Genomic DNA, 25014 nt, shown 5'->3' with positions numbered 1-25014 from the left:
CGGCTTTAAAAAATCCTATCCAAAAAACACGTCGCCGGCCGCGATCAGTCGCGTGCCGCCGTCCTCCGTCTCCAGCTTGAGGAAACCTGTATCATCAATTCCGGCAAAGCGCCCGGAAATAGAACGGTCGGGAAGGTTGACCGTTATATTTTCCCCGATGCCGCCGGCTACCTGCTTCCAGCGCTCCATGACGGCGGCAATGCCGCGTCCGCGGTTCCACAGCGACAGCGTCTCGGCCATCGACTGGAAGAGATAGGCGAAAAGCTCGTCAGGAGAAGCCGATACGCCGAAATCGCGCAGGGTCGCCACGGGATAGAGACCGGCATCCGGCGCCACGGCAACATTGATGCCAATGCCGATGACCAGACCGTGCCGGCCATCGGGCAGCGTTTCCCCCTCGATCAGGATGCCGCAGATCTTGCGGCGCTCGATGAGGATGTCGTTCGGCCACTTGACCAGAACTTCCGGCCCATTGAGCGGCATGACGCGGCTGACCGCATCCTGCACGGCGACGGCAACGGCGAGCGGCAGCGAGCCGAGCCGTTCCATCGGTGCCGCTTCGATCAAAAGCAGCGAGGCATAGAGATTGCCGGGCTCGGAAAACCAGGCGCGACCGCGCCGGCCCCGTCCATCCACCTGACGATCGGCGGTGATCCAGAGACCGGAAAGCGCGCCCTTTCGGGCGCGCTCCAGGCATTCCGTATTGGTCGAGCCGACTTCGGCCAGCGCCTCGTGCCTGAAGTCGTCGAGCGACATCAGGCCCGCGCTATCGGACCTGCTCAAAAGAAGGTCCGCGCCGCAGCTTCGGCGGCATTGCCGATCGGGCCACCGATCAGCACGTAACCGAGCACGAAGAGGCCGGAGATGCCGAAGACCAGTTTCAGTTCGCCCGCCGTGCGGGCAAATTCACCGGTCGCCTCGTCGAACCACATCACCTTGATGACGCGCAGATAATAGTACGCGCCGACGACCGAGGAGAGCACGCCGATGATGGCGAGTGCATAAAGCTGCGCCTCGATGGCCGCCATGAAAACGAAATACTTGGCGAAGAAGCCTGCCATCGGCGGGATGCCGGCGAGCGAAAACATCAGGATCGTCAGCACTGTCGCCATGAAGGGATTGGTCGAGGACAGGCCTGCGAGATCGCTGATCTCTTCGACATTCTCGCCTTCCTTGCGACGCATGGCCAGGATGATGGCGAAGGTGCCGAGCGTCATGACCATGTAGATCAGCATATAGAGCGCGACGCCGCGCACACCGGCCATGGAGCCGGAGGCGAGACCAACCAGCGCATAGCCCATATGGCCGATCGAGGAGTACGCCATCAGGCGCTTGATGTTCTTCTGGCCAATGGCGGCGAAGGACCCGAGCAGCATGGAAGCGATCGAGATGAAGACGATGACCTGCTGCCAGTCGGCGACGACGGGCTGGAAGGCTTCGATGACGATGCGCACCAGCATGGCCATGGCCGCAACCTTCGGCGCTGCGGCGAAGAAGGCCGTAACCGGGGTCGGCGCACCTTCGTAGACATCAGGCGTCCACATGTGGAACGGCACGGCCGAAATCTTGAAGGCAAGGCCGGCAAGGATGAACACCAGGCCGAAGACGAGGCCGAGCGAACGGCCTTCGGCGGTCAGCGCAGCTGCGATGTCCTGGAAGCCGATATGGCCGGTGAAACCATAGACCAGCGACATGCCGTAAAGCAGCATGCCCGAGGAAAGCGCGCCGAGCACGAAATACTTGAGGCCGGCTTCCGTCGAGCGCAGGCTATCGCGGTTGATCGCGGCAACCACGTAGAGCGCGAGCGACTGGAGTTCCAGCGCGAGATAGAGCGACAGCAGGCTGTTTGCCGAGATCATCAAGAGCATGCCGAGCGTCGACAGCACGATCAGAACCGGGAACTCGAAACGATCGAGCTGTTCGGAGCGGGCGTGGCCGACGGTCATCACCATCGCGGTGATCGAGCCGATCAGGGCCAGCACCTTCATGAACTTGGCGAAAGCGTCGGAGACGAAGGCGCCGCCGTAGGCCTGGCCTTCGCCGGTCGCGAGCACCAGCCAGAGGCCGGCGATGATGAGGACGGCAACGGCAAGGCCGGTGACGGTGGTGCCCGAGCGTTCGCCCGAGAACACACCGATCATCAGCAGGACCAGGCCGCCGACGGCGAGAATGATCTCGGGCGTCGAGAGCTGAAGGCTGGCGAGAAGTGTATCAGCAGTCATTGTCTGGTCCCGTCCTCAGTTCGCCGAGAGCGCAACGGATTGCGCCGCTTGCAGAGCCGCGGAGTATTGATTGAGAAGCGCGTCGACCGAAGCCGCCGTCACATCGAAGACCGGCGCCGGATAGACACCGAAGAAGATCGTCAGGATCACCAGCGGGTAGAGCAGCGCCTTTTCACGGCCCGACAAGTCGAGCAGCGATTTCAGGCTTTCCTTCTCGAGCGCACCGAAGATCACCCGGCGATAGAGCCAGAGCGCATAGGAGGCCGAGAGGATGACGCCGGTGGTGGCGAACAGCGCAACCCAGGTGTTGGCGCGGAAGGCGCCGACCAGTGTCATGATTTCCCCCACGAAACCCGACGTGCCGGGAAGGCCGACATTCGCCATGGTGAAGATCATGAAGGCGACGGCATATTTCGGCATGTTGTTGACGAGACCGCCATAGGCCGTGATCTCGCGGGTGTGCAGCCGGTCATAGACCACGCCGACGCAAAGGAAGAGCGCGCCGGAAACGATGCCGTGCGAGAGCATCTGGAAGATGGCGCCCTGAAGCCCCTGCTCGTTCGCTGCGAAGATGCCCATCGTGACATAGCCCATATGGGCTACCGACGAATAAGCGATCAGCTTCTTGATGTCTTCCTGCATCAGCGCCACCAGCGACGTGTAGATGATGGCGATGACGGACAGCGCGAAGACGAAGGGGGCGAAATAGTCCGACGCGAGCGGGAACATGGCCAGCGAGAAACGGATGAAACCGTAGCCGCCGAGCTTCAGCAGCACGCCGGCCAGGATGACCGAACCTGCCGTCGGCGCCTGAACGTGCGCGTCGGGAAGCCAGGTATGGACCGGCCACATCGGCATCTTCACCGCGAACGAGGCAAAGAAGGCGAGCCACAACCAGGTCTGCATATGGGCCGGGAAGTTGTAGGCGAGCAACTCCGTGATGTCGGTCGTGCCGGCCTGCCAGTACATCGCCATGATGGCGAGCAGCATAAGCACAGAGCCGAGCAGCGTGTAGAGGAAGAACTTGTAGGATGCGTAGACGCGATCCTTGCCGCCCCACACGCCGATGATGATGAACATCGGAATGAGGCCCGCTTCGAAGAAGACGTAGAAGAGAACGATATCGAGCGAGACGAAGACGCCGACCATGAACACTTCCAGAAGCAGGAAGGCGATCATGTATTCCTTCAGGCGCTTCTCGACAGAATGCCAGCTTGCGAGGACGCAGAAGGGCATCAGGAAGGTCGAGAGGATGACGAACAGAATGGAGATGCCGTCGACGCCGAGATGGTAGGCAATGCCGGTGCCGAGCCATTCATGCCTTTCCGTCATCTGGAAGCCCGGGTTCGAATAATCGAACCCGATCCAGATGAACAGCGACAACAGGAAGGTGACGACCGTCGTCAGCATCGCGACGTTCAGGATGTTGCGGCGGCCGTACGGGCTGTCTTCCCGCGTCAGGAGCAGGAGCGCCACGCCGACGAGCGGCAGGAAGGTGACCGCTGAAAGAATGGGCCAATCGGTCATCAGAGGGAGCTCCCGAGCATCATCCAGGTAACGAGTGCTGCAATACCCAGCAGCATCGCGAATGCGTAGTGATAGAGGTAACCGGTCTGCAGGCGCACGACGCGGTCGGTGACGTCGACGACGCGAGCGGCGATGCCGTTCGGGCCGAGACCGTCGATGACGGCGCCGTCACCCTTCTTCCACAGCGTACGGCCGAGCCACATGGCAGGGCGCACGAAGAGGAAGTTGTAGAGTTCGTCGAAGTACCACTTGTTGAGCAGGAACTGGTAGAGACCACGATGCTGCTCGGCCAGTGCCTTCGGCGTTTCCGGCGAACGGATATACATGTACCAGGCGGTGACGAAGCCGATGGCCATGGCGGCGAACGGGCTCCACTTCACCCACTTCGGCACATTGTGGAACTCATGCACGAGGTGATTTTCAGCACCCGTGAAGAGCGCGCCCTGCCAGAATTCGTCGTAGTGGTGGCCGTAGAAATACTCCACGAAAATCACGCCCGCAACGACGGCGCCGGCAGCCAGCAGATAGAGCGGGATCAACATCACGGCCGGAGATTCGTGCACGTGGTGCATGACATCTGCGGAGGCGCGCGGCTTGCCGAAGAAGGTCATGAAGGCCAGGCGCCAGGAATAGAAGCTCGTGAAGAGCGCGGCGATGACCAGCATCACGAAGGCGAAGCCGGCGACCGGGCTATGCGACGCGAAAGCCGATTCGATGATCGCGTCCTTCGAGAAGAAGCCGGCAAAGCCGATGATGGTGCCCGGGATGCCGACGCCGGTGAGCGCGAGCGTGCCGATCGTCATCATCCAGAAGGTCACGGGGATGTGCTTGCGCAGGCCGCCCATGTACCGCATGTCCTGCTCGCCATCGACGGCGTGGATGACGGAGCCCGCACCCAGGAACAGCAGGGCCTTGAAGAAGGCGTGCGTGAAGAGATGGAAGATCGCGGCGCCATAGGCGCCGATGCCGAGCGCCACGAACATGTAGCCAAGCTGCGAGCAGGTCGAATAGGCGATGACGCGCTTGATGTCGTTCTGCACGAGGCCGACGGTGGCTGCGAAGAAGGCGGTGATGGCACCGACCAGCGTCACGACCATGAGCGCGGTGTGCGACAGTTCGAACAGCGGCGACATGCGGGCGACGAGGAAGACGCCGGCGGTGACCATGGTCGCGGCATGGATGAGGGCCGAAACCGGGGTCGGGCCTTCCATGGCGTCCGGCAGCCAGGTGTGCAGCAGGAACTGCGCCGACTTGCCCATCGCGCCCATGAAGAGCAGCAGGCAGGTGGCGGTCAGGGCGTGCGACTTGTCGAGCGTCATGCCGAAAAGATTGATGACGGGTTCGGCGGCGTCTGCTGCACCCTCAGCCGGCAGGTAGGTCGCGGCGGTCGCGAAGATCGTCTCGAAATTGATCGAGCCGAACAGCACGAAGACCAGGAAGATGCCGAGCGCGAAGCCGAAGTCACCGACGCGGTTGACGATGAAGGCCTTCATGGCGGCGGCGCAGGCCGACGGCTTCTTGTACCAGAAACCGATCAGGAGATAGGACGCCAGACCCACGCCTTCCCAGCCGAAGAACATCTGAAGCAGATTGTCCGACGTGACCAGCATGAGCATGGCGAAGGTGAAGAGCGAGAGATAGGCGAAGAAGCGCGGCCGATGCGGGTCGTGATGCATGTAGCCGATGGAATAGACATGCACCAGCGTCGAGACGGAGTTGACGACGACCAGCATGACGGCCGTCAGCGTATCGACGCGGAACGCCCATTCGACATCGAAGCCACCGGACTGGATCCAGCGCAGCACGGAAACCTTGACCATCTCCGTCTCGCCCATGGCGACGTCGAAGAAGACGATCCAGGACAGCGCGGCGGCGATGATCATGAAGCCGGACGTGACATATTCCGACGCCTTGGCGCCGATGGCATTGCCGCCGATGCCGGCGATCAGGAAGCCGGTGAGCGGAAGGAAGACGATTGCCTTGATGATGGTATCCATGACCCGATCAACCCTTCATCATATTGACGTCTTCGACGGCGATCGAACCGCGGTTGCGGTAGAAGACGACGAGAATTGCAAGACCGATGGCCGCTTCCGCAGCTGCGACGGTCAGAATGAACAGCGCGAAGACCTGGCCGACGATGTCGTTCAGGAAGTGCGAGAACGCCACCATGTTGATGTTGACCGACAGCAGGATCAGCTCGATCGACATCAGGATGACGATGACGTTCTTCCGGTTCAGGAAGATGCCGAAAACGCCGAGAGTGAAGAGGATGGCGCTGACGGTGAGATAGTGGGAAATACCGATTTCCATTTTTCTTTTCCTTGGTCCCGCGCTGCCTCAGATGCCCTGACCGGGCTTCACCTTGACCACCTCGACGGCGGTTTCCGGCGTGCGGGCAACCTGCTGCGAGATGTTCTGGCGCTTGATGTGCGGCTTGTGGCGCAGCGTCAGCACGATCGCACCGATCATGGCGACGAGCAGCACGAGGCCGGCAATCTGGAAGAAGTAGACGTAGTTCGTATAGAGCACGTCGCCGAGGGCGGCGGTGTTCTGGCGTTCCGCGACCGGCGGGATCGGCATCGACGCATTGGCGGCGATCTCCGGCGAGAGCGTCGAGCCACCAACGACGACGACCAGCTCGATCGCCAGGATGATGCCGATCAGCGCGCCGACCGGTGCGTATTCCAGGGCGCCTGCCCTCAATTCGGCGAAATCGATGTCGAGCATCATGACGACGAAGAGGAAGAGAACCGCAACGGCGCCGACATAGACGACCAGCAGGATCATCGCCAGGAACTCGGCGCCCGTCAGGAGGAACAGGCCCGCCGAGTTGAAGAAGGTGAGGATCAGGAACAGCACGGAATAGACCGGATTCCTGGACGCGATCACCATGAAGGCGGACGCCACCGCCACAAAGGCGAAGATATAGAAGAATAGAGCCTGCAGACCCATTTTGGTGCCTTTTCGTCTTCCCCGGAGAAGGTCCCCCCTCCCCGTCGAAGCCTGACGAACGCACTCGTCAGGCACTTGAAATTCAGTATGCCTTCCGCCGATCAGCGGTAAGGCGAGTCCATCGCGATGTTGCGGGCGATTTCCCGCTCCCAGCGATCGCCGTTCTCGAGGAGCTTCTGCTTGTCGTAGTAGAGCTCTTCGCGCGTCTCGGTCGAGAACTCGAAGTTCGGACCTTCGACGATGGCGTCGACCGGGCAGGCTTCCTGGCAGAAGCCGCAATAGATGCACTTCACCATGTCGATGTCGTAACGCACCGTGCGGCGCGTGCCGTCATTGCGGCGGGGACCCGCCTCGATGGTGATGGCCTGAGCAGGACAGATCGCTTCACACAGCTTGCAGGCGATGCAGCGCTCTTCACCGTTCGGGTAGCGGCGCAGCGCGTGTTCGCCGCGGAAGCGCGGAGAGACCGGGCCCTTCTCGAACGGATAGTTCACCGTTGCCTTCGGGCGGAAGAAGTAGCGCATCGACAGAAAGAACGCGCCGACGAATTCCTTGAGGAACAGCGAGTTTACGGCTTGTGAGAGACTAGCCATTTTCAAGCTCCAATGCTGCTGAGGCGGGGCGCGATCGTCATGCGGTCCCCATGAGCTTCAGCACGAATGCGGTAATGACGACCATGGCCAGCGAGATCGGAAGGAAGACCTTCCAGCCGAGACGCATGAGCTGGTCGTAGCGGTAGCGCGGCACGAAGGCCTTCACCATCGCGAACATGAAGAAGACGAAGGATGCCTTCAGGATGAACCAGATGATACCCGGCACCCAGTTCAGGAACCAGACGTCGACAGGAGGCAGCCAGCCGCCGAGGAACAGGATCGTCATCAGCGCGCACATCAGGCAGATGGCGGCGTATTCGCCGAGCATGAACATCATGTACGGGGTCGAGCCATATTCGACCATGAAGCCGGCGACGAGTTCGGATTCGGCTTCCGGCAGGTCGAAAGGCGGGCGGTTCGTCTCGGCGAGCGCCGAGATGAAGAAGATGACGAACATCGGGAACAGCGCCAGCCAGTGCCAGTCGAGGAACGAGGCAGGCAGGCCGAGGCGCGTGCCGAGACCGTCGCTCTGCGACATCACGATATCCGTCAGGTTCAGCGAACCGACGCAAAGCAGAACGGTGACGATGACGAAACCGATCGACACTTCATAGGACACCATCTGTGCGGCTGAACGCAGCGCGCCGAGGAACGGGTACTTCGAGTTCGAAGCCCAGCCGCCCATGATAATGCCGTACACTTCGAGCGAAGAGATCGCGAAGATGTAGAGGATGCCGACATTGATGTTGGCGATGACCCAGCCATTATTGAGCGGCACGACAGCCCAGGTGGCGAGCGCCAGCGTCACGGAGACGAGCGGGGCCAGAAGGAAGATCACCTTGTTGGCCGTCGCCGGGATGACCGGCTCCTTGAAAACGAACTTCAGGAGGTCGGCAAACGACTGGAACAGACCCCAGGGGCCGACGACGTTCGGGCCGCGGCGCAGCTGAACGGCGGCCCAGATCTTGCGGTCGGCCAGAAGAATGTAGGCGATGAAGACCAGAAGCGCGACCAGAAGCAGCAGCGACTGCGCCACCATGATCAGGCCGGGCCAAACGTAGGTCGAAATGAAAGCGTCCATAACGTCTTATTCCTTCGCGCTCATTCCGCCGCGGCTTTGAAATTGTTGCGGGCAAGCGCCGAGCATTCGGCCATGACCGCGGAGGCGCGCGCTATCGGGTTCGTCAAATAGAAGTCTTTGATCGGAGACGCAAACCCGGAATTCGCCATCGTCCCGCCTTTTTTCGCAAGGGCCGAGAGATCGGCGATTTCGCCCGCTGCGATCTCGTCGATCGCCGCGAAATGCGGGTGCGCGGCATAGAGTTTTGCGCGCAGCTGGAGAAGCGAATCAAACGGCAGCTTCTTGCCGAGCACGTCGGAAAGCGCACGCAGGATTGCCCAGTCCTCGCGGGCATCGCCCGGTGCGAAGCCGGCGCGGTTGCCCATCTGAACGCGGCCTTCGGTGTTGACCCAGGTGCCCGACTTCTCGGTGTAGGTCGCGCCCGGCAGGATGACGTCGGCGACATGCGCCGCGTTGTCACCATGCGAGCCGATATAGACCGTGAAGGCCGACTTCTTGGCGAAATCCATTTCGTCGGCGCCGAGCAGAAACAACACGTCTGTGCCCGAAAGCATGTCGGCTGCGGTCTTGCCGCCCTCGCCCGGCACGAAGCCGAGGTCGAGGCCGCCGACACGCGAAGCCGCGGTGTGCAGAACGGCCAGACCGTTCCAGTCCGCCTTGACCGCACCGACCTTGTCGGCAAGCGCCGAAACGGCCGAGAGAACAGCGAGGCCATCGGCACGCGACAGGGCGCCCTGGCCGATGATGATCATCGGACGCTCGGCCTTCTTCAGCTTGGCCGCAAACTTGACCGAGCCGTCGATGAGGCCAGACAGCGTGTCCGTGCCGGCGCCGAGATAGTCGTAGCCGTAGCGCAGCTCAGCCTGTTCGCCGATCACGCCGATCGGGAAGTTGTCCATGCGCCAGCGCTTGCGGATGCGGGCGTTGAGCACGGCGGCTTCGAGGCGCGGATTGGCGCCGACGATGAGCAGCGCATCGGCTTGCTCGATGCCTTCGATGGTCGGGTTGAACAGGTAGCTGGCGCGGCCGAGCGACGGGTCGAGCTGCGAACCGTCCTGGCGGCAATCGATATTCTTCGAACCGAGCGAGGCCATCAGTTCGCGGAGCGCGAACATTTCCTCGACGGAGGCAAGGTCACCGGCGATCGCACCGATGCGGTCGCCCGAGATGCCGGCAACAGCGGCCTTGATGGCGCCGAAGGCGTCAGCCCAGGTGGCGGGCTGCAAACGGCCGTCCTTGCGGACATAGGGGCGGTCGAGGCGCTGGGTCTTCAAGCCGTCCCAGATGAAGCGGGTCTTGTCGGAGATCCACTCTTCGTTGATCTCTTCGTTGATGCGCGGCAGGATGCGCATGACTTCGCGGCCACGCGTATCGACGCGGATGGCCGAGCCGACAGCGTCCATGACGTCGATCGATTCGGTCTTGTTCAGTTCCCACGGACGGGCCGTGAAGGCGAAGGGCTTGGAGGTCAGCGCGCCGACCGGGCAAAGGTCGACCACGTTGCCCTGCAGCTCCGAGGTCATCGCCTGCTCGAGATAGGTGGTGATCTCGGCGTCTTCACCGCGGCCGATCAGGCCGAGCTCGGTGATGCCGGCCACTTCCGTCGTGAAACGAACGCAACGCGTGCAGTGAATGCAGCGGTTCATGATCGTCTTGACGAGCGGGCCGATATACTTGTCCTCGACCGCGCGCTTGTTTTCCGAATAGCGCGAACTGTCGATGCCGAAGGCCATTGCCTGGTCCTGCAGGTCGCATTCGCCACCCTGGTCGCAGATCGGGCAATCCAAGGGATGGTTGATGAGCAGGAATTCCATGACGCCTTCGCGCGCCTTCTTGACCATCGGCGTGGTCGTGAAGACTTCGGGCGCTTCGCCGTTCGGGCCGGGACGCAGGTCGCGCACGCCCATGGCGCAGGAGGCTGCCGGCTTCGGCGGGCCACCCTTCACCTCGACGAGGCACATGCGGCAGTTGCCGGCAACCGACAACCGCTCGTGGAAACAGAAGCGCGGAACTTCGGCGCCGGCCTCCTCACACGCCTGAAGCAGTGTGAAGTGATCCGGGACTTCGATTTCTTTTCCGTCGACTTTCAGCTTTGCCATATCTCAATTCCCGCTTTGACACGAAAACCGTGTCTCGCCAGCGCCTTTTCTCCAGCGTCCGTTCGGGCTTTCGCCCTTCCCTTTCGCCTTTGTTCCGTCTGCCGGGTCCGGTGGGGTCAGCCCCTGCCCTTTGCCAGCGTCTTTGCCTGCTCTACCCAGCCATCGCGGGCGATACGCCCGCTGAACCCGAGTTCGGCTTCGATCCTTGCCACATCATCGGCTGTGAGGGCCGCGATGTCGGCGTAACGCTTGAAGCCCATGCCGTTCAGCACCTGCTCCAGCTTCGGCCCGATCCCTGAAATCACCTTCAGGTCATCGGTCTTGGCGGGCTTCGCCGCCGGCGCCTTGCGCACCGGCTTGGCTTCCACCGCCTTCGGCGTCGCGTTCGACTTCCGCGCCACCTTTACCTTCTGCTCGGCAACTGGCGCTTCCGCCTTTGCCACCGGCGCCTTCGGAACCACCCTCAGCTCCGGCTTCGCCTTGACAGGCTCAACCTTCCCTACTTCGGCTTCCGCCTTCGCGACCTGTTCGGCCGCTTCATCTATCGCCGCCTTCGCCTGCTCCGCCGCTGTCTGCATGACGCTCAGCATCATCCCGGCCATCTGGCCTGCAATGCTGAAACCGAGCGCGGTGGTCGCCGCAATCGCCGTCACCGGATTTGCCATCAGCGGGTGCCGCGACACATCCGGCATCTGCTTCAGCCACGGCGAGAACCCGAAGGGATCGGCGCCGGAGGCTTCGGCCGGCGGGACGTTGGTCGCATTCGCATCCTGTCCGGCCGGCTTCGTCATCGTCTTACTCCGCTGCTTCCAGCACCGCGCCATGGTCCATGGCATTGGCGGTATACTGGTCGATACGCGCCTCGATTTCGGGGCGGAAGTTGCGGATGAGGCCCTGGATCGGCCATGCGGCTGCGTCGCCGAGGGCGCAGATCGTGTGACCTTCGATCTGCTTGGTGACATCGAACAGCATGTCGATTTCACGCTTCTGGGCGTTGCCAGTAACCATGCGCTGCATAACGCGCATCATCCAGCCCGTGCCTTCACGGCACGGCGTGCACTGGCCGCAGCTCTCATGCTTGAAGAAGGCCGAGATGCGCCAGATCGCCTTGATGATGTCGGTGGAGCGATCCATTATGATCATGCCGCCGGTACCGAACGAAGACTTCACCTCGCGCAGGCCATCGAAGTCGAGCGTGACGTTCATCATGTCCTCGGCCTTGACGACCGGGCAGGATGCGCCGCCGGGGATGACGGCGAGCAGGTTGTCCCAGCCGCCACGAATACCGCCGCCGTGCTTTTCGACCATCTCCTTGAAGGAGATGCCCATGCTCTCTTCGATCGTGCAGGGCGTGTTGACGTGGCCCGACATCATGAACAGCTTGGTGCCGACATTGTTCGGACGGCCGAACGAGGAGAACCAGCCGGCGCCACGACGCAGGATCGTCGGGGTCACGGCGATGGACTCGACGTTGTTGACGGTCGTCGGGCAACCATAGAGGCCCATATTGGCCGGGAACGGCGGCTTCAGGCGCGGCTGGCCCTTCTTGCCCTCAAGGCTTTCGAGCAGCGCGGTTTCTTCGCCGCAGATGTAGGCGCCGGCGCCGTGGTGGACATAGATGTCGATGTCGTAGCCGAGCTTGTTGTTCTTGCCGAGCAGGCCCGCGTCATAGCACTCGTCGATCGCCGCCTGCAGCGCCTCGCGCTCGCGGATGAATTCGCCGCGCACGTAGATATAGGCCGCGTTCGCGCCCATGGCGAAGGAGGCGACGACGCAGCCTTCGATCAGCGTGTGCGGATCATGGCGCAGGATATCGCGGTCCTTGCAGGTGCCGGGCTCGGATTCGTCGGCATTCACGACGAGATAATGCGGACGCCCGTCCGATTCCTTCGGCATGAAGGACCACTTGAGGCCGGTCGGGAAGCCGGCGCCGCCGCGGCCGCGCAGGCCCGAAGCCTTGACCTCGTTGATGATCCAGTCGCGGCCCTTTTCGAGCAGCTGCTTGGTGCCGTCCCAATGGCCGCGGGCCATGGCGCCCTTCAGCGACCTGTCCTTGGTGCCGTAGATATTGGTGAAGATGCGATCCTGGTCTTTAAGCATGGTTCACCTCTTTACCGCGGCTTCTTGCCGAAAACGCGGATGTATTCCGCTTCACCGCCCTTGGCGAGCGCCTTGGCCTGCTTGACCCAGTCGTCGCGCTCGATGCGGCCCTTGAAGTTCAGGTAGCCGTCGACCCATTCGCGCTCGGCCTTCTTCCACGCGCCAACCTGCGCGAAGGTGAAGATGCCGAGTTCGTGCAGAATGCCTTCGATCTTCGGGCCGACGCCGGAGATGAGCTTGAGGTCGTCAAGCGTCGCCGGGCGTTCGATGCCAGCCGGGCGGTTCTTGTCCTCCAACGAGGGCTTGCCGACGGCAGCAGCGACCGGCTGCTTGGCGGCGGCTTCGCCGCCTTCAGCGCGCGTGTCGCCCTTTGCCTTGGTGTTGGCGGCAGCTTCGGCCTTGGCGTTTGCCGGGGTCTTCAGCTTGGGATCGGTCTCGACGGCGTCCGTCTTCGGCTTGGCGGCATTCGACGGGGGAACGCTGACGCTGTCCTCGTCGGCCTTCTTGGCACGGGTCGTCGTCTTCTTGACCGGAGCGTCCGGCTCATTGAGGCTGGTGAGGCCACCGGCCGGCGCGGAGAAGATGCGCTCGATCTGCGGACCGGTCTCGACGGTCGCGCCCTTGCCGGCGTCGAAACGGTCGATGATGTGCTCGAGCTGCGTCGGCGTCAGGTCCTCAAAGCTGTCCTTGAAGATCATGACCATCGGCGCGTTGACGCAGGCGCCCTGACACTCGACCTCTTCCCAGGAGAGCGTACCGCTCTCGTTGCGGTGGAAGGGCTCGGGGTGGATGCGCTTCTTGCAGACGTTGATCAGGTCTTCCGAGCCCCGCAGCATGCAGGGCGTGGTGCCGCAGACCTGGATATGGGCGCGGGTACCGATCGGAAGCAGCTGGAATTGGGTGTAGAACGTCGCGACTTCGAGCACGCGGATATAGGCCATATCCAGCATGTCGGCCACGGATTCGATCGCCGCCTTGGTGACCCAGCCGTCCTGCTCCTGCGCCCGCATGAGAAGCGGGATCACGGCGGACTGCTGGCGGCCCTTCGGATACTTGTTGATGGTTGCCTTTGCCCAGGCCGCGTTCTCCTTGGTGAAGGCGAAGCTGGCGGGCTGGACATTGTCATCGGCTAGTCGACGAACGGACATTCTGTAACGCCTTGTCTCAGTTGATCGACCTGCACTGCGTGTTCGTCGTATTGACGAATTCGCAGGCATAGGCCGACTTGTCATTCTGCATGAAGATGACGTAGCGGCTGCCGTTCGGCGCCGCCGCCTTGATTTCGTAGCCTTCGCTCACGAGCTGACCCATCGTTTTGGCAGCGTTGCTCACATCCGCTTCCTGCGCATGGGCAGCGGTGGCAACGAGAAGCACGATGGCGGCGAAGGCAACTTTCGGCATCAGCGGTCAACCTCGCCGAACACGATGTCGAGGGAGCCGAGGATCGCCGAAACGTCGGCGAGCTGGTGGCCGCGACAGATGAAATCCATGGCCTGCAGGTGGGCATAACCCGGCGCACGGATCTTGCAACGATAGGGCTTGTTGGTGCCATCGGCGACGACATAGACGCCGAACTCGCCCTTCGGCGCCTCGACGGCCGCGTACACTTCGCCGGCTGGCACGTGGTAGCCTTCGGTGTAGAGCTTGAAGTGATGGATGAGCGCTTCCATCGAACGCTTCATCTGGCCGCGCTTCGGCGGAACCATCTTGCCGTCGACCGACGAGACCGGACCCACCTTCGCGTCGCCAAGCAGGCGGTTGACGCACTGGCGCATGATCTTGGCCGATTCGCGCATCTCGATCATGCGGATGACGTACCGGTCGTAGCAGTCGCCGTTCTTGCCGATCGGAATGTCGAAGTCGAGGTCGGAATAGCACTCGTAAGGCTGCGAACGGCGCAGGTCCCAGGCAGCGCCCGAACCGCGCACCATGACGCCCGAGAAGCCCCAGGCCCAGCAGTCTTCCAGCTTCACGACGCCGATATCGACGTTGCGCTGCTTGAAGATACGGTTGCCGGTGAGCAGCTCGTCGATATCGTCGACGGTCTTCAGGAACGGGTCGATCCACTTGCCGATGTCTTCCACCAGCTCGTGCGGCAGGTCCTGGTGCACGCCGCCCGGACGGATATAGGCCGAGTGCATGCGCGCGCCGCAGGCACGTTCATAGAACACCATCAGCTTCTCGCGCTCTTCGAAGCCCCAGAGCGGCGGCGTCAGCGCACCGACGTCCATGGCCTGCGTCGTGACGTTGAGCAGATGCGACAGGATACGGCCGATTTCCGAATAGAGCACGCGGATCAGCTGGCCGCGGATCGGCACCTCCGTACCCGTCAGCTTTTCGACTGCGAGCGCGAAGGCATGCTCCTGGTTCATCGGTGCCACGTAGTCGAGGCGGTCGAAATAGGGCACGGCCTGAAGATAGGTCTTCGTCTCGATCAGTTTCTCGGTGCCGCGATGCAGCAGGCCGATATGCGGATCCACACGTTCGACGATTTCGCCGTCGAGTTCGAGAACCAGACGGAGAACCCCGTGCGCCGCGGGATGCTGCGGGCCGAAGTTGATATTAAAATTGCGAACGTTGTGCTCGTTCATGCCGCTTGCTCCAGAGGCCGGCGCCCTAACGGGTCGCCCGACCCAAAATCAGTTCGTCTTCGCCTTCTCGTCGCCCGGCAGCACGTAATCGGTGCCTTCCCAGGGAGAGAGGAAGTCGAAGTTGCGGAATTCCTGCTTCAGTTCGACGGGCTCGTACACGACGCGCTTGACCTCGTCGTCATAACGCACCTCCACGAAACCGGTCGTCGGAAAATCCTTGCGCAACGGATGTCCCTCGAAACCGTAGTCGGTGAGGATGCGGCGCAGGTCCGGATGGCCGGTGAAGAGAATGCCGTACATGTCGTAGGCTTCGCGCTCGAACCAGTCGGCGCCCGGATAGACCGAGAAAGCCGAGGGAACGGGAACGTCCTCGCCGGTCGCGACCTTGACGCGCACGCGCTGATTCTGGCGCGGCGACAGCAGATGATAGACCACGTCGAAACGCTCGGCGCGCGCCGGCCAGTCGACGCCGCAGACATCGATGAGATTGACGAAACCGCACTGCACGTCATCGCGCAGGAAGGTCAGAAGATCGAGGATGCGCGCACCGTCCGTCTTCAGCGTGAGTTCGCCATAGGCGATGTCGGAGGCGATCACGAGATCGCCGGCCGCTTCGCCGATGTAGGAGGAAAGCTCCTGGAGGGCTTCGCTCATGTCTAAAGTCCCCTGCCCTTAACGTTCGATCGTACCGGTCCGGCGGATCTTCTTCTGCAGCAGGAGCACGCCGTAAAGGAGCGCTTCCGCCGTGGGAGGACAGCCTGGTACGTAGATGTCGACCGGCACCACGCGATCGCAGCCGCGCACCACCGAATAGGAATAATGATAGTAGCCGCCGCCATTGGCGCAGGAGCCCATCGAGATGACGTAACGCGGCTCGGGCATCTGGTCGTAGACCTTGCGGAGCGCGGGCGCCATCTTGTTGGTCAGCGTGCCGGCAACGATCATCACGTCTGACTGGCGCGGCGAGGCGCGCGGCGCAAAGCCGAAACGCTCGACGTCGTAACGCGGCATCGACAGCTGCATCATTTCCACGGCGCAGCAGGCAAGACCGAAGGTCATCCACATCAGCGAGCCGGTGCGGGCCCAGGTGATGAGCTCGTCCGTCGAGGTGACCAGGAACCCCTTGTCGGCGAGCTCATTGTTGATCTCGCCGAAATAGGCATCGTTGCTGCCGATGGGCTTGCCGGTATTGGGATCGATGATCCCCTTCGCCTGCGGGGCAACGAGCGTGTTGCTTGTATGAGCTACTCCCATTCGAGTGCTCCCTTCTTCCATTCGTAGATAAAGCCGATGGTCAGCACGCCAAGGAAGACCATCATGGACCAGAAGCCGAACCAGCCGAGCTCACCGAAGGACACAGCCCACGGGAACAGGAACGCGACTTCGAGGTCGAAGATGATGAAGAGGATCGACACCAGATAGAAACGGATGTCGAATTTCATGCGCGCATCGTCAAACGCATTGAAGCCGCACTCGTAAGCGGAAAGCTTTTCCGAATCGGGTGCCTTGTATGCGACGGCAAACGGCGCGACCAGCAGTGCAATGCCGATAACGAGCGCGATACCGATGAAGATGGCGATCGGGAGATAGGAACCGAGAAGTTCAGTCATTGGCGTCCATCCTGCCTGCTGTCGGCGCCGGAGAGACGCCTGTTGGTCCAAGACCTGCAAGCCGAGAAAGTATGTTGCAACGCCATGTCGTTAGCGCAGCGAGCGTGTCTGCGCAAGGCTTTGTCCGGCTTTCGCCGTAATCATTGTGTTCTTTTCCCGGCGACCTCGAAAGGCGGGAGCCGAGCCCATTTAAATCGTTACGATTTCATGACGGCCCGGCTGCGAGACGTTTCGCCGCAGCTGCGAAGAAAACGACACGTCATCCGCTAGTTCGCATTCAGATTGAGCATGGGAACCGAGCCGCCGGGCAGCATGGTGCGGGGCAACTGCCCATCCCACTTCTCCGCCTGCGTCAGCGAAACGAGACCGGGATTGTCTTTCAATGCATCGCCGCGTGCCTTGATTGCCTCGGCCTCTGCCTCGCCCCGGAGCTTGATCGCCTCCGACTCAGCCTGCGCGGCAAGACGCACCGCATCGGCCTGCGCCTGCGCCTCGGCGCGGCGGGCATCGGCCTGGGCGCGCGCCTGCGTCACCGTGATCTCGGCTTGCACCTTTTCTCGCTCGGCGTTCTGGCGCAGGCGCTGCACCTCGACCTCCGCCAGCATGCGCTGCTCGATGCTCGCCTCATAGGCTTCGGAAAAGTCGATGTTCTCGATCTGCACGCTTTCGATCAGCACCGGCCCGGCAATGCCTTCCTGGATCGCGGCAGCAACCTCGGAATTCAACCGCCCGCGCTCCTGAATGGCCGTCACCGCATTGAAACGGCCGAACACGGTCTTCGTTTCCTCGAAAACCTTGCGCTCGATCAGGCGGGAAAGCAGCCCGTCCTCGCCGCCGTAGTTGGCATAGACCGTCTCCACACGATCGGCGGGGATTCGATAGTTCACGGAAAGGCGGATATCGGCCGGCTGCTGGTCGCGGCTATAAGCCTCCATCTTTTCATAGACGATCGCCTTGGACTGCACGGAGATTCGCACCACCGAATCAATCAGCGGCAATTTGAAGCCGAGGCCAGGATCTGCCGTACCCGAAACGGCACCGTAGCGCAGAATCACGCCGCGCTCGCCCTGATCGATGGTGAACCACGAACCAAAGAGAATGCTGAGCGCGACAAGCGCCGCAAAACCGGACAGAGCCATGGTGACGTAACGCATGCGAATCCCCTCTTCGATCAGGCAAGCTATACGAAGACGAAGGAGGGGCCGAAAACATTCGGGACGAAAAGTGGGAATCGACACGTGACGCGTTACGTGAGGAAAAAACGGCAACTACCCGGAGAAAAAGAAAGAATGGCGCGAGTGACGGGGCTCGAACCCGCGACCTCCGGCGTGACAGGCCGGCACTCTAACCGACTGAGCTACACCCGCGCATCTTGTGGACCTTGCGGTCCCGAATGATCATCCGGCCTTTCGAGTGGCGCGAGTGACGGGGCTCGAACCCGCGACCTCCGGCGTGACAGGCCGGCACTCTAACCGACTGAGCTACACCCGCATCCTCGAAAGCGTCCGGGTGAACCACCCGTCCCGAGCGGCCTTGAGCCGTTCGATGAGCGGCTAACTACGGGGTTCGTGTTTGGGTGTCAAGCAGGTTTCAAGACAAAACAATGACGCGGTGCGAAATGTTTCCACACCCATTTGCATCTCCATGGGGCCGTTCAAAAAAATGCGAAAAACTTCACGATTGCCTCTTGCGGTTCGATCCGGTTCCGCATAGATCACAGCCACCAACGCGGCGGGCGATTAGCTCAGTTGGTAGAGCGCCTCGTTTACACCGAGGATGTCGGCGGTTCGAGTCCGTCATCGCCCACCATTATCTCCCAGAATTTCCGGTCAGATGCAGAGCCCTCTAAGGGCGCTTTGACGTTCCCCCTATACTTGTCCGCATGATTGGCAAGATGCCCGTCGACCGCATCGAACCGGCGCCTCTCGACGCCACGCCACCGGCAAGCGCCACCGCGCGACAGGGTTCATTGAAATGACGGACACGCTCCCTATTATTCCCTGATGCCGGGTCAGCGGCGGCAAAGATCAACAGGGAGTCACATATGGGTATCTTTAGTTCCATCAAGGAAAAGCTCTTCGGCAAGGCAGCGCAGGACGCGCCCGTTGAAACCGCCTCCAGGGAGACGGTCACGGCCGAAGCCGTCAAGCCGGTGACCGCCGATGTCTCCGCAACATCGACGACGAGCAAGGAATCGGTCGCGACACCGGCGGAGAACAAGGCGGCCGGCGCCGCTCCGGTCGATGTCGCCGCCATCATGGATGCTGCCGTCAAGAAAAACGGCCAGAAGCTCGACTGGCGGCGTTCCATCGTGGACATGATGAAGGCTCTTGATCTCGACTCCAGCCTTGCCGCCCGCAAGGAGCTTGCGGACGAACTCGGCTATACGGGCGACAAGAGCGATTCCGCCACCATGAACGTCTGGCTCCACAAGGCGCTGATGAAGGCCCTTGCCGAGAACGGCGGCAAGGTTCCTGCCGATCTGCTGGACTGATCGACGAAAGGGCCCGCCGATAAAACCGGTGCGCCTCAGACATTGCGGGGCCGGATCATCGCTTAAGGTGATCCGGCCTCGTCTGCATTGGGCTGGTTTACCACGATGCGCGCCCGGAAAGCCGTGCCGGACCGCTTGACTTTTCCGGGGGGATGGCGAGTGCTGGCGGCATGTACAACCTCCCGCCCCCGTCCAGCCGGCTCGAAGCCGCTGCCCTCCCTTTCCTGGCCGGGAGCGCCGCATGACCCTTGCCGTTCGTCTTCCAGGCCGCTGGTCGCAGCGCTCGCGGCGGCTGGCGATGCTGACCCTCGCGGTCATCGCGCTCGTCTCGGCGCTGGCGCGGCTTCCCGCCTGGTCGCTCGCGGATCTGCGCGCCTTCGACTATCTTTCGACGCTCGATGCACCCGGTCCGCCGGCGGACAGCCCGATCATTGTGGCGATCGACGAGCCTTCGCTTGCCGAAATCAACGCGCAATGGCCCTGGCCACGCGAGCTGCATGCCCGCCTGATCGAAGGCCTTCGCCGGGCCGGGGCCACCGCCATCGGCCTCGACATCATCTTCGCCGAGCCCTCCAATCCGGCTTCTGACGCGGCCCTCGCGAAGGCGCTCGGCCCGGATGTCGTGCTGGCGGGAGACGAGAGCATGATCGTCACGCCGCAAGCCGACCAGCTGCTGCGCATCACGCCACTTCCCGCCTTCACCGCGACCGGTGCCGTGACCGGCATCGCCTCGATAACGCTTGGCGGCGACGGGGTTTTCCGGGAATTGCCGCGTTACGAGGACGGTTTCGCACGATCGCTCGCCCGCATTGCCGGACGGGCGGCGGTCTCGCCCGACGGCAAGCTGCTGCAATCCTTCGGCCCCTCGCGCAGCTATCCGACGGTCTCCTACTATCAGGCGCTCGATCCGGAAAACATGCTGCCGAAGGATACGTTCAAGGACCGCGTGGTGATTGTCGGCCTCAGCCTGCAAAATGCGCCCGTCATCAATTCGGGAGGCGCGGACGCCTTCGCGACCTCCTATACCGTGCATACCGGCCAACTGGTGCCCGGGGCGGAAATTCAGGCGACGATCTTCGACAACCTGACGGCGGGGGCCGCTATCCGGCAGGCCGGCCCGCCGGCCGCCATCGGCGCCATTGCGCTTGCCGCGCTGATATCCGCCGTTTTCGTACGCCGCGCGACGCGCTGGGAAACGGTCGCGCTCAGTCTCTTCGCCACCTTGCTCCTCGGCTTGCTCAGCTTCGTTCTGATCCGGGAGGCCAATGTTTTCGTTTCGCCGGTTGGTCCCACGCTCGCGCTGCTCTTCGTCGCCGTGGGCCAGACGGCCTTCGATTATGCGGAGGAGCGCCGGCAACGGCGCGAAATCGTGCGCGCGTTCTCGCAATATCTGTCGCCGGCCCTCGTCGAGCGGCTGGCGCGCGATCCGTCGCAGCTGAAGCTCGGTGGCGAACGGCGCATCCTCTCCATCCTGTTCTGCGACGTGCGCGGCTTCACCACCATCGCCGAAGCCCTCAAGGACGATCCGGAGCAGTTGACGACGCTGATCAACCGGCTGCTGACCCCGCTCTCCGACATCGTGTTGAAGCATGGTGGAACGATCGACAAATATATCGGCGACTGCCTGATGGCCTTCTGGAACGCGCCGCTCGACGATGACGAGCATGCCCAGCATGCCGTCGCGGCGGCGCTCGACATGCTCGATGCCATGAAGGCGCTCAATATCGAGCTTCGCGCGGAGGCGGCAGCCGTCGGCGCCGCCTATTACGCGCTGCGCATCGGCATCGGCATCAACACCGGCGATTGCGTGGTCGGCAACATGGGGTCTTCCCAGCGATTCGATTATTCCGTGCTGGGCGACGCGGTGAATCTCGCCTCACGTCTCGAAGGCGCTTCGAAGAACTACGGCGTGCCGCTCTTGATCGGCGAGCGCACGGCACAGCTCGCCGCCCCGCATTTCGCCGTGCTCGAACTCGACCGCATCACCGTGAAAGGCCGCACGAGCGCCGCCCCCGTCTTCACCGCGGTGCGCAACCTGCCGGATGAGGCAAAGGCAACGCATGCACGCTTCATCGAGGATAAATATGCCGGGCACCTGACAGCGGACGATCCGTCCTTCGATACGCTGCCCCAGGCGAACCCGACACTCGCCCCGTATTACGAAACGATCAGGGCGGAACAGTTTGCCGGCGGCGCCTGACGTCAGGCGATCTGCTTGGGATGGTTCGGGGCGAATTCGGCAACGAGTTCGTGTTTTTCGCCCGGATAGGTCAGCCGCACATGGGTGATGTAGGCGCCGCCGCTCCAGGTGCGGCGCTCGACAACGAGGCAGGCCGTGCCCGGCGCAATCGCCAGCAGTTCGGCGGTACGGGCATCGGCGCCGACGGCGCGGATGCGGTGCTCGGCGGCACTCCACGGCACGCGGCTCATCAGCCAGGCGCCGGGAGAGAGATCGTCGAACGTTTCCTCAAGAGCCTCCGGCACCGCCGCAAGATTGATCAGGCGCTCCTCCAGGCAGAACGGCTGGGAGCCCGCGAAATGAAGGACAGAGATCTCCGTCACCCGTGCTGAATCGGCAAGCTCCATCAGGCGGCGGTCGCCCGCCTTCGCCGCACGGTCGATACGCGTGCGCCGTTCATAGCGATAAGGCAGGCCGAGCGATTCGACTTCGAGGCGAATGTCGTGAATTTCCAGCACGGCGGACTGGGCGTGCGGATGTGTGACATAGCTGCCCGATTTGCGCCGGCGCTCGATGAGGCCGCGCTTGACGAGTTCGGTGATCGCCTTGTTCACCGTCATGCGCGAGCACTGGTAATACTCTGTCAGTTCGTGCTCGAAAGGAATGCGGTGGCCCGGCGGCCACTCGCCCGAGAGAATCCTGCCTTCCACATCCTCCAGGATGCGGCGGTGCAGCGAAGGCTCTCTGGCTTCGGTTCGCGTCGTGTCCTCGTCGGTGGAAATGATGGCCTCCGGCTTGCCGGGCGCGGAATCGCCCGGTGGGAAAGTCATAGCGCCTTTCGATGCGGGCTCAAGCCTCGGCAAGCGCCCGCATGGTTGCGGTGAAGCGTCGGCCGATCGCCTCTCGCGCCACATGGCGGCCGCGTTCGACCTGCTTGCGGCCATTCACCCAGACGCAATCGACATCCGCGCCGTTGGCGAAGATCCAGCTGTCGAGCAACATATCCGCGGAAAGATCAAGGCCGTGCCGGGTTTTGAGGCTGACGAAGTCGGCCGCGTTGCCGGCCGTGATTCCCGCCTTCCCGCCAAGCGCCGCAGCACCACCGGCAAGCGCACCGTCGAAAAGCGCACGGCCGGTGGAGCCGCCGGGCGCGGCCAGTACATTGCGGGCGCGGTGAAGCAGGCGCTGCGAATATTCGAGTTGGCGCAACTCATCCGGCAAACCGATCAGCACATTGGAATCAGAGCCGACGCCGAAGCGGCCGCCGTCAGAAAAGAATTCCGATGCCGGGAACGTGCCGTCGCCGAGATTGGCTTCGGTGATCGGGCAAAGGCCCGCAATGGCGCCGGCCTGCGCCATGCCGCGCGTTTCGGCTTGCGTCATGTGCGTGGCGTGGATGAAGCACCAGCGGCCATCGACATCCTGGTTGTCGAGCAGCCATTCGACCGGCCGGCGCCCGGACCAGGCGATGCTGTCCTCGACTTCCTTGACCTGCTCGGAAATATGGATGTGGATCGGTTTGTCGCCAGCCATCGCCACGACGGCGGAAAGCTCGTCCGGCGTCACGGCGCGCAGACTATGCGGGGCAACGCCGGTGATGCCCGCCGGCAACGCATCCGTCAGCGAACGGCAACGCTCCAGCAGGCGGACGTAGGATTCACGGTCGTTGATGAACCGGCGCTGCCCCTCGCCCGGCGCGGTGCCGCCGAAGCCGGCATGCGCATAGAAGACGGGCAGCAACGTCAGCGAGATGCCGGTCTCGGAGGCAGCCGAGGCGATGCGCGCGGCCATCTCGGCGATGTCTGCATAGTGGCCACCATCCTTGTCGTGGTGCAGATAGTGGAATTCGCCGACGCGGGTGAAGCCGGCCTCCAGCATCTCGACGTAGAGTTGGGCGGCTACGGCCTCCACATCGTCGGGCGTCATGGAAAGCGCGAAGCGGTACATGACATTGCGCCAGCTCCAGAAACTGTCGCTGCCCGGCCCGCGCATTTCCGCGAGCCCCGCCATGCCACGCTGGAATGCGTGGCTGTGCAGGTTGGGCATGCCGGCGACAATCGTGTCGTGGCGCTCGTCGCCTGCCTGTGCGGCGGCACCGGTTTCCAGCGATGCGATGCGGCCGCCTTCGATCGCGATCCGCGCATCCTGCGCCCAACCATTGGCAAGCAACGCCTGCTTTGCATGAATGACGGCCATGGCCCGCCCCTCCCTTCCCGTTTGTCGATGCCGACGCCCGCTCGGTAAATTGGCGCTTGCGTCCGGCGTTATTATGTATATACATTATCTCCATCACAGGGAAGAGGCAATCACCATGACGGCAACGGAAAAGAACACGGCCCGCGTCTGGCGCAATGCACGGCTCGCGACACTGAAGGAGAGCCTGCCGGGCCTCGGCATCGTTGAAAGCGGCGCTATCGCCGTCGTTGACGGCCGCATCGCCTTTGCCGGCCCCGAAGCCGACCTGCCAGCCGAATTCACCGCTGCGGAAACGATCGATTGCGAAGGCCGGTGGATTACGCCGGGCCTCATCGACTGCCACACCCACCTGGTTCATGCCGGCGACCGCGCCCACGAATTTGAGCTTCGCCTTGCCGGCGCCTCCTATGAGGAGATCGCGCGGGCCGGCGGCGGCATCGTCTCGTCCGTCAAGGCATTGCGCGCCGCCAGCGAGGACGACCTCGTGCGCCAGACCCTGCCCCGCCTCGACGCGCTGATCGCCGAGGGTGTGACGACCGTCGAACTGAAGTCGGGCTACGGCCTCGACACAGAAAACGAACTGAAGTCGCTGCGCGCCGCCCGCCGGGTCGCTGAAGAGCGCGACGTCACCGTTCGCACCACCTTCCTCGGTGCTCATGCGCTGCCGTCGGAAATGAACGGCGACAAGACTGCCTATATCGACAAGGTCGTGAACGAGATGCTGCCAGCGGTCGCAGCCGAAGGGCTTGCCGATGCCGTCGACGGCTTCTGCGAGGGTATCGCCTTTTCGACCGAAGAGATGGCAAGGGTCTTTGATGCCGCCAAGGCGCATAGCCTGCGCGTAAAACTGCACGCAGACCAGCTTTCCAACCTGCACGGCGCAGCCCTTGCCGCCTCTTACGGCGCACTGTCGGCCGATCACCTCGAATATACCGACGATGCGGGTGCTGCCGCCATGGCCAAGGCCGGCACCGTCGCCGTCATTCTGCCGGGCGCCTTCTACTTCATCCGCGAGACGAAGAAGCCGCCGGTCGATCTCTTCCGCAAGCACGGCGTGAAAATGGCCGTCGCCACCGATAGCAATCCCGGCACCTCGCCGCTCACCTCTCTGCTTCTGACCATGAACATGGCGGCAACCCTCTTCGGCATGACCGTCGAGGATTGCATTGCCGGCACGACGCGCGAGGCTGCGCGCGCGCTGGGTCTGGTCGATGAAGTGGGGACGCTTGAAGCCGGAAAGTGGGCCGATTTCGTCCTCTGGGACATCGGCAGGCCGGCGGAACTGGTCTATCGCATGGGCTTCAACCCCATGTTTGCCCGTATCCGCAGCGGACAATAATCGCTCTTTGCGCAGCCGCAGGCTGCAT

23 protein-coding genes and 3 tRNA genes are annotated in these 25014 nt (G+C 62.7%); 4 read left to right on the top strand and 22 right to left on the bottom strand.

Annotation, left to right across the window (positions count from 1 at the left end; translation table 11 throughout):
* Positions 1-15: 15 nt before the first annotated feature.
* The 20 genes from MUU55_RS10270 to MUU55_RS10175 all read right to left on the bottom strand — a co-directional run bounded on the left by MUU55_RS10270 (position 16) and on the right by MUU55_RS10175 (position 18269).
* The gene (locus MUU55_RS10270; protein ID WP_244760913.1) at positions 16-756 is read right to left on the bottom strand and encodes a biotin--[acetyl-CoA-carboxylase] ligase; all 741 of its coding nucleotides are present in this window, start codon (positions 754-756) and stop codon (positions 16-18) included.
* Positions 757-779: 23 nt separating this feature from the next.
* The gene (nuoN, locus tag MUU55_RS10265; protein ID WP_244760664.1) at positions 780-2222 is read right to left on the bottom strand and encodes an NADH-quinone oxidoreductase subunit NuoN; all 1443 of its coding nucleotides are present in this window, start codon (positions 2220-2222) and stop codon (positions 780-782) included.
* 15 nt (positions 2223-2237) lie between these two features.
* Positions 2238-3749: an NADH-quinone oxidoreductase subunit M gene (locus MUU55_RS10260; protein ID WP_244760663.1), complete on the bottom strand. Its 1512-nt coding sequence runs from the start codon at positions 3747-3749 to the stop codon at positions 2238-2240.
* On the bottom strand, positions 3749-5746 hold the full coding sequence (nuoL, locus tag MUU55_RS10255) for an NADH-quinone oxidoreductase subunit L (protein WP_244760662.1): 1998 nt from the start codon (positions 5744-5746) through the stop codon (positions 3749-3751). The genes MUU55_RS10260 and nuoL overlap by 1 nt, the downstream gene beginning before the upstream one ends.
* 7 nt (positions 5747-5753) lie before the next feature.
* Positions 5754-6062: an NADH-quinone oxidoreductase subunit NuoK gene (gene nuoK / locus MUU55_RS10250; protein WP_024270868.1), complete on the bottom strand. Its 309-nt coding sequence runs from the start codon at positions 6060-6062 to the stop codon at positions 5754-5756.
* 27 nt (positions 6063-6089) lie between these two features.
* On the bottom strand, positions 6090-6704 hold the full coding sequence (locus tag MUU55_RS10245; protein WP_244760661.1) for an NADH-quinone oxidoreductase subunit J: 615 nt from the start codon (positions 6702-6704) through the stop codon (positions 6090-6092).
* A gap of 101 nt (positions 6705-6805) precedes the next feature.
* Positions 6806-7297, bottom strand: coding sequence for an NADH-quinone oxidoreductase subunit NuoI (gene nuoI / locus MUU55_RS10240; RefSeq protein ID WP_023513863.1), 492 nt, complete (start codon positions 7295-7297; stop codon positions 6806-6808).
* Positions 7298-7334: 37 nt separating this feature from the next.
* Positions 7335-8378 (bottom strand): NADH-quinone oxidoreductase subunit NuoH, encoded by a 1044-nt coding sequence (gene nuoH, locus MUU55_RS10235; protein ID WP_244760660.1) that lies wholly within the window; start codon positions 8376-8378, stop codon positions 7335-7337.
* A 20-nt stretch (positions 8379-8398) separates the two neighbouring features.
* Entirely contained in the window at positions 8399-10477 is a 2079-nt protein-coding gene (nuoG, locus tag MUU55_RS10230) for an NADH-quinone oxidoreductase subunit NuoG (RefSeq protein WP_244760659.1), read from the bottom strand.
* A 116-nt stretch (positions 10478-10593) separates the two neighbouring features.
* The gene (locus MUU55_RS10225; protein WP_244760658.1) at positions 10594-11268 is read right to left on the bottom strand and encodes an NADH:ubiquinone oxidoreductase; all 675 of its coding nucleotides are present in this window, start codon (positions 11266-11268) and stop codon (positions 10594-10596) included.
* 4 nt (positions 11269-11272) lie between these two features.
* Complete coding sequence (gene nuoF, locus MUU55_RS10220) at positions 11273-12577, bottom strand: NADH-quinone oxidoreductase subunit NuoF (protein ID WP_244760657.1); 1305 nt, start codon at positions 12575-12577, stop codon at positions 11273-11275.
* Between the two features lie 11 nt (positions 12578-12588).
* Complete coding sequence (locus tag MUU55_RS10215; RefSeq protein WP_244760656.1) at positions 12589-13725, bottom strand: NADH-quinone oxidoreductase subunit E; 1137 nt, start codon at positions 13723-13725, stop codon at positions 12589-12591.
* A 16-nt stretch (positions 13726-13741) separates the two neighbouring features.
* Positions 13742-13978 carry a hypothetical protein gene (locus tag MUU55_RS10210; RefSeq protein ID WP_244760655.1) on the bottom strand — a complete coding sequence of 79 codons (237 nt, stop codon included), beginning with the start codon at positions 13976-13978 and terminating at the stop codon, positions 13742-13744.
* On the bottom strand, positions 13978-15168 hold the full coding sequence (locus MUU55_RS10205) for an NADH-quinone oxidoreductase subunit D (protein ID WP_244760654.1): 1191 nt from the start codon (positions 15166-15168) through the stop codon (positions 13978-13980). The genes MUU55_RS10210 and MUU55_RS10205 overlap by 1 nt, the downstream gene beginning before the upstream one ends.
* 48 nt (positions 15169-15216) lie before the next feature.
* Complete coding sequence (locus tag MUU55_RS10200; protein ID WP_244760653.1) at positions 15217-15822, bottom strand: NADH-quinone oxidoreductase subunit C; 606 nt, start codon at positions 15820-15822, stop codon at positions 15217-15219.
* Between the two features lie 18 nt (positions 15823-15840).
* Positions 15841-16422 (bottom strand): NuoB/complex I 20 kDa subunit family protein, encoded by a 582-nt coding sequence (locus MUU55_RS10195; RefSeq protein ID WP_244760652.1) that lies wholly within the window; start codon positions 16420-16422, stop codon positions 15841-15843.
* On the bottom strand, positions 16413-16778 hold the full coding sequence (locus MUU55_RS10190; protein ID WP_117371859.1) for an NADH-quinone oxidoreductase subunit A: 366 nt from the start codon (positions 16776-16778) through the stop codon (positions 16413-16415). The genes MUU55_RS10195 and MUU55_RS10190 overlap by 10 nt, the downstream gene beginning before the upstream one ends.
* Positions 16779-17044: 266 nt before the next feature.
* Complete coding sequence (locus tag MUU55_RS10185; protein ID WP_244760651.1) at positions 17045-17932, bottom strand: prohibitin family protein; 888 nt, start codon at positions 17930-17932, stop codon at positions 17045-17047.
* A gap of 136 nt (positions 17933-18068) precedes the next feature.
* A tRNA-Asp gene (locus tag MUU55_RS10180) sits at positions 18069-18145 on the bottom strand.
* A 47-nt stretch (positions 18146-18192) separates the two neighbouring features.
* Positions 18193-18269, bottom strand: a tRNA-Asp gene (locus MUU55_RS10175).
* A gap of 242 nt (positions 18270-18511) precedes the next feature.
* Between MUU55_RS10175 and MUU55_RS10170 the strand changes: the two genes are divergently transcribed.
* From MUU55_RS10170 to MUU55_RS10160, 3 genes are all read left to right on the top strand, one after another.
* A tRNA-Val gene (locus tag MUU55_RS10170) sits at positions 18512-18587 on the top strand.
* Between the two features lie 235 nt (positions 18588-18822).
* The gene (locus MUU55_RS10165) at positions 18823-19272 is read left to right on the top strand and encodes a DUF3597 domain-containing protein (protein WP_244760650.1); all 450 of its coding nucleotides are present in this window, start codon (positions 18823-18825) and stop codon (positions 19270-19272) included.
* 241 nt (positions 19273-19513) lie between these two features.
* A complete protein-coding gene (locus MUU55_RS10160; protein ID WP_244760649.1) occupies positions 19514-21472 on the top strand; it encodes a CHASE2 domain-containing protein in 1959 nt (652 codons plus the stop codon).
* Between the two features lie 2 nt (positions 21473-21474).
* Here MUU55_RS10160 and hutC read toward each other — a convergent pair whose 3' ends face one another.
* Both hutC and MUU55_RS10150 read right to left on the bottom strand, forming a co-directional pair.
* Complete coding sequence (gene hutC / locus MUU55_RS10155) at positions 21475-22281, bottom strand: histidine utilization transcriptional repressor HutC (RefSeq protein ID WP_244760648.1); 807 nt, start codon at positions 22279-22281, stop codon at positions 21475-21477.
* A 19-nt stretch (positions 22282-22300) separates the two neighbouring features.
* The gene (locus tag MUU55_RS10150; protein WP_244760647.1) at positions 22301-23647 is read right to left on the bottom strand and encodes a formimidoylglutamate deiminase; all 1347 of its coding nucleotides are present in this window, start codon (positions 23645-23647) and stop codon (positions 22301-22303) included.
* Between the two features lie 115 nt (positions 23648-23762).
* Between MUU55_RS10150 and hutI the strand changes: the two genes are divergently transcribed.
* The gene (gene hutI / locus MUU55_RS10145; protein ID WP_244760646.1) at positions 23763-24986 is read left to right on the top strand and encodes an imidazolonepropionase; all 1224 of its coding nucleotides are present in this window, start codon (positions 23763-23765) and stop codon (positions 24984-24986) included.
* Positions 24987-25014: the final 28 nt, after the last annotated feature.

It is taken from the genome of Shinella curvata (assembly GCF_022899935.1).
GTDB classification, from domain to species: domain Bacteria; phylum Pseudomonadota; class Alphaproteobacteria; order Rhizobiales; family Rhizobiaceae; genus Shinella; species Shinella curvata.
Note: the sequence above shows the minus strand (reverse complement) of the source record. Positions and strands in the feature narration are given on the sequence as shown.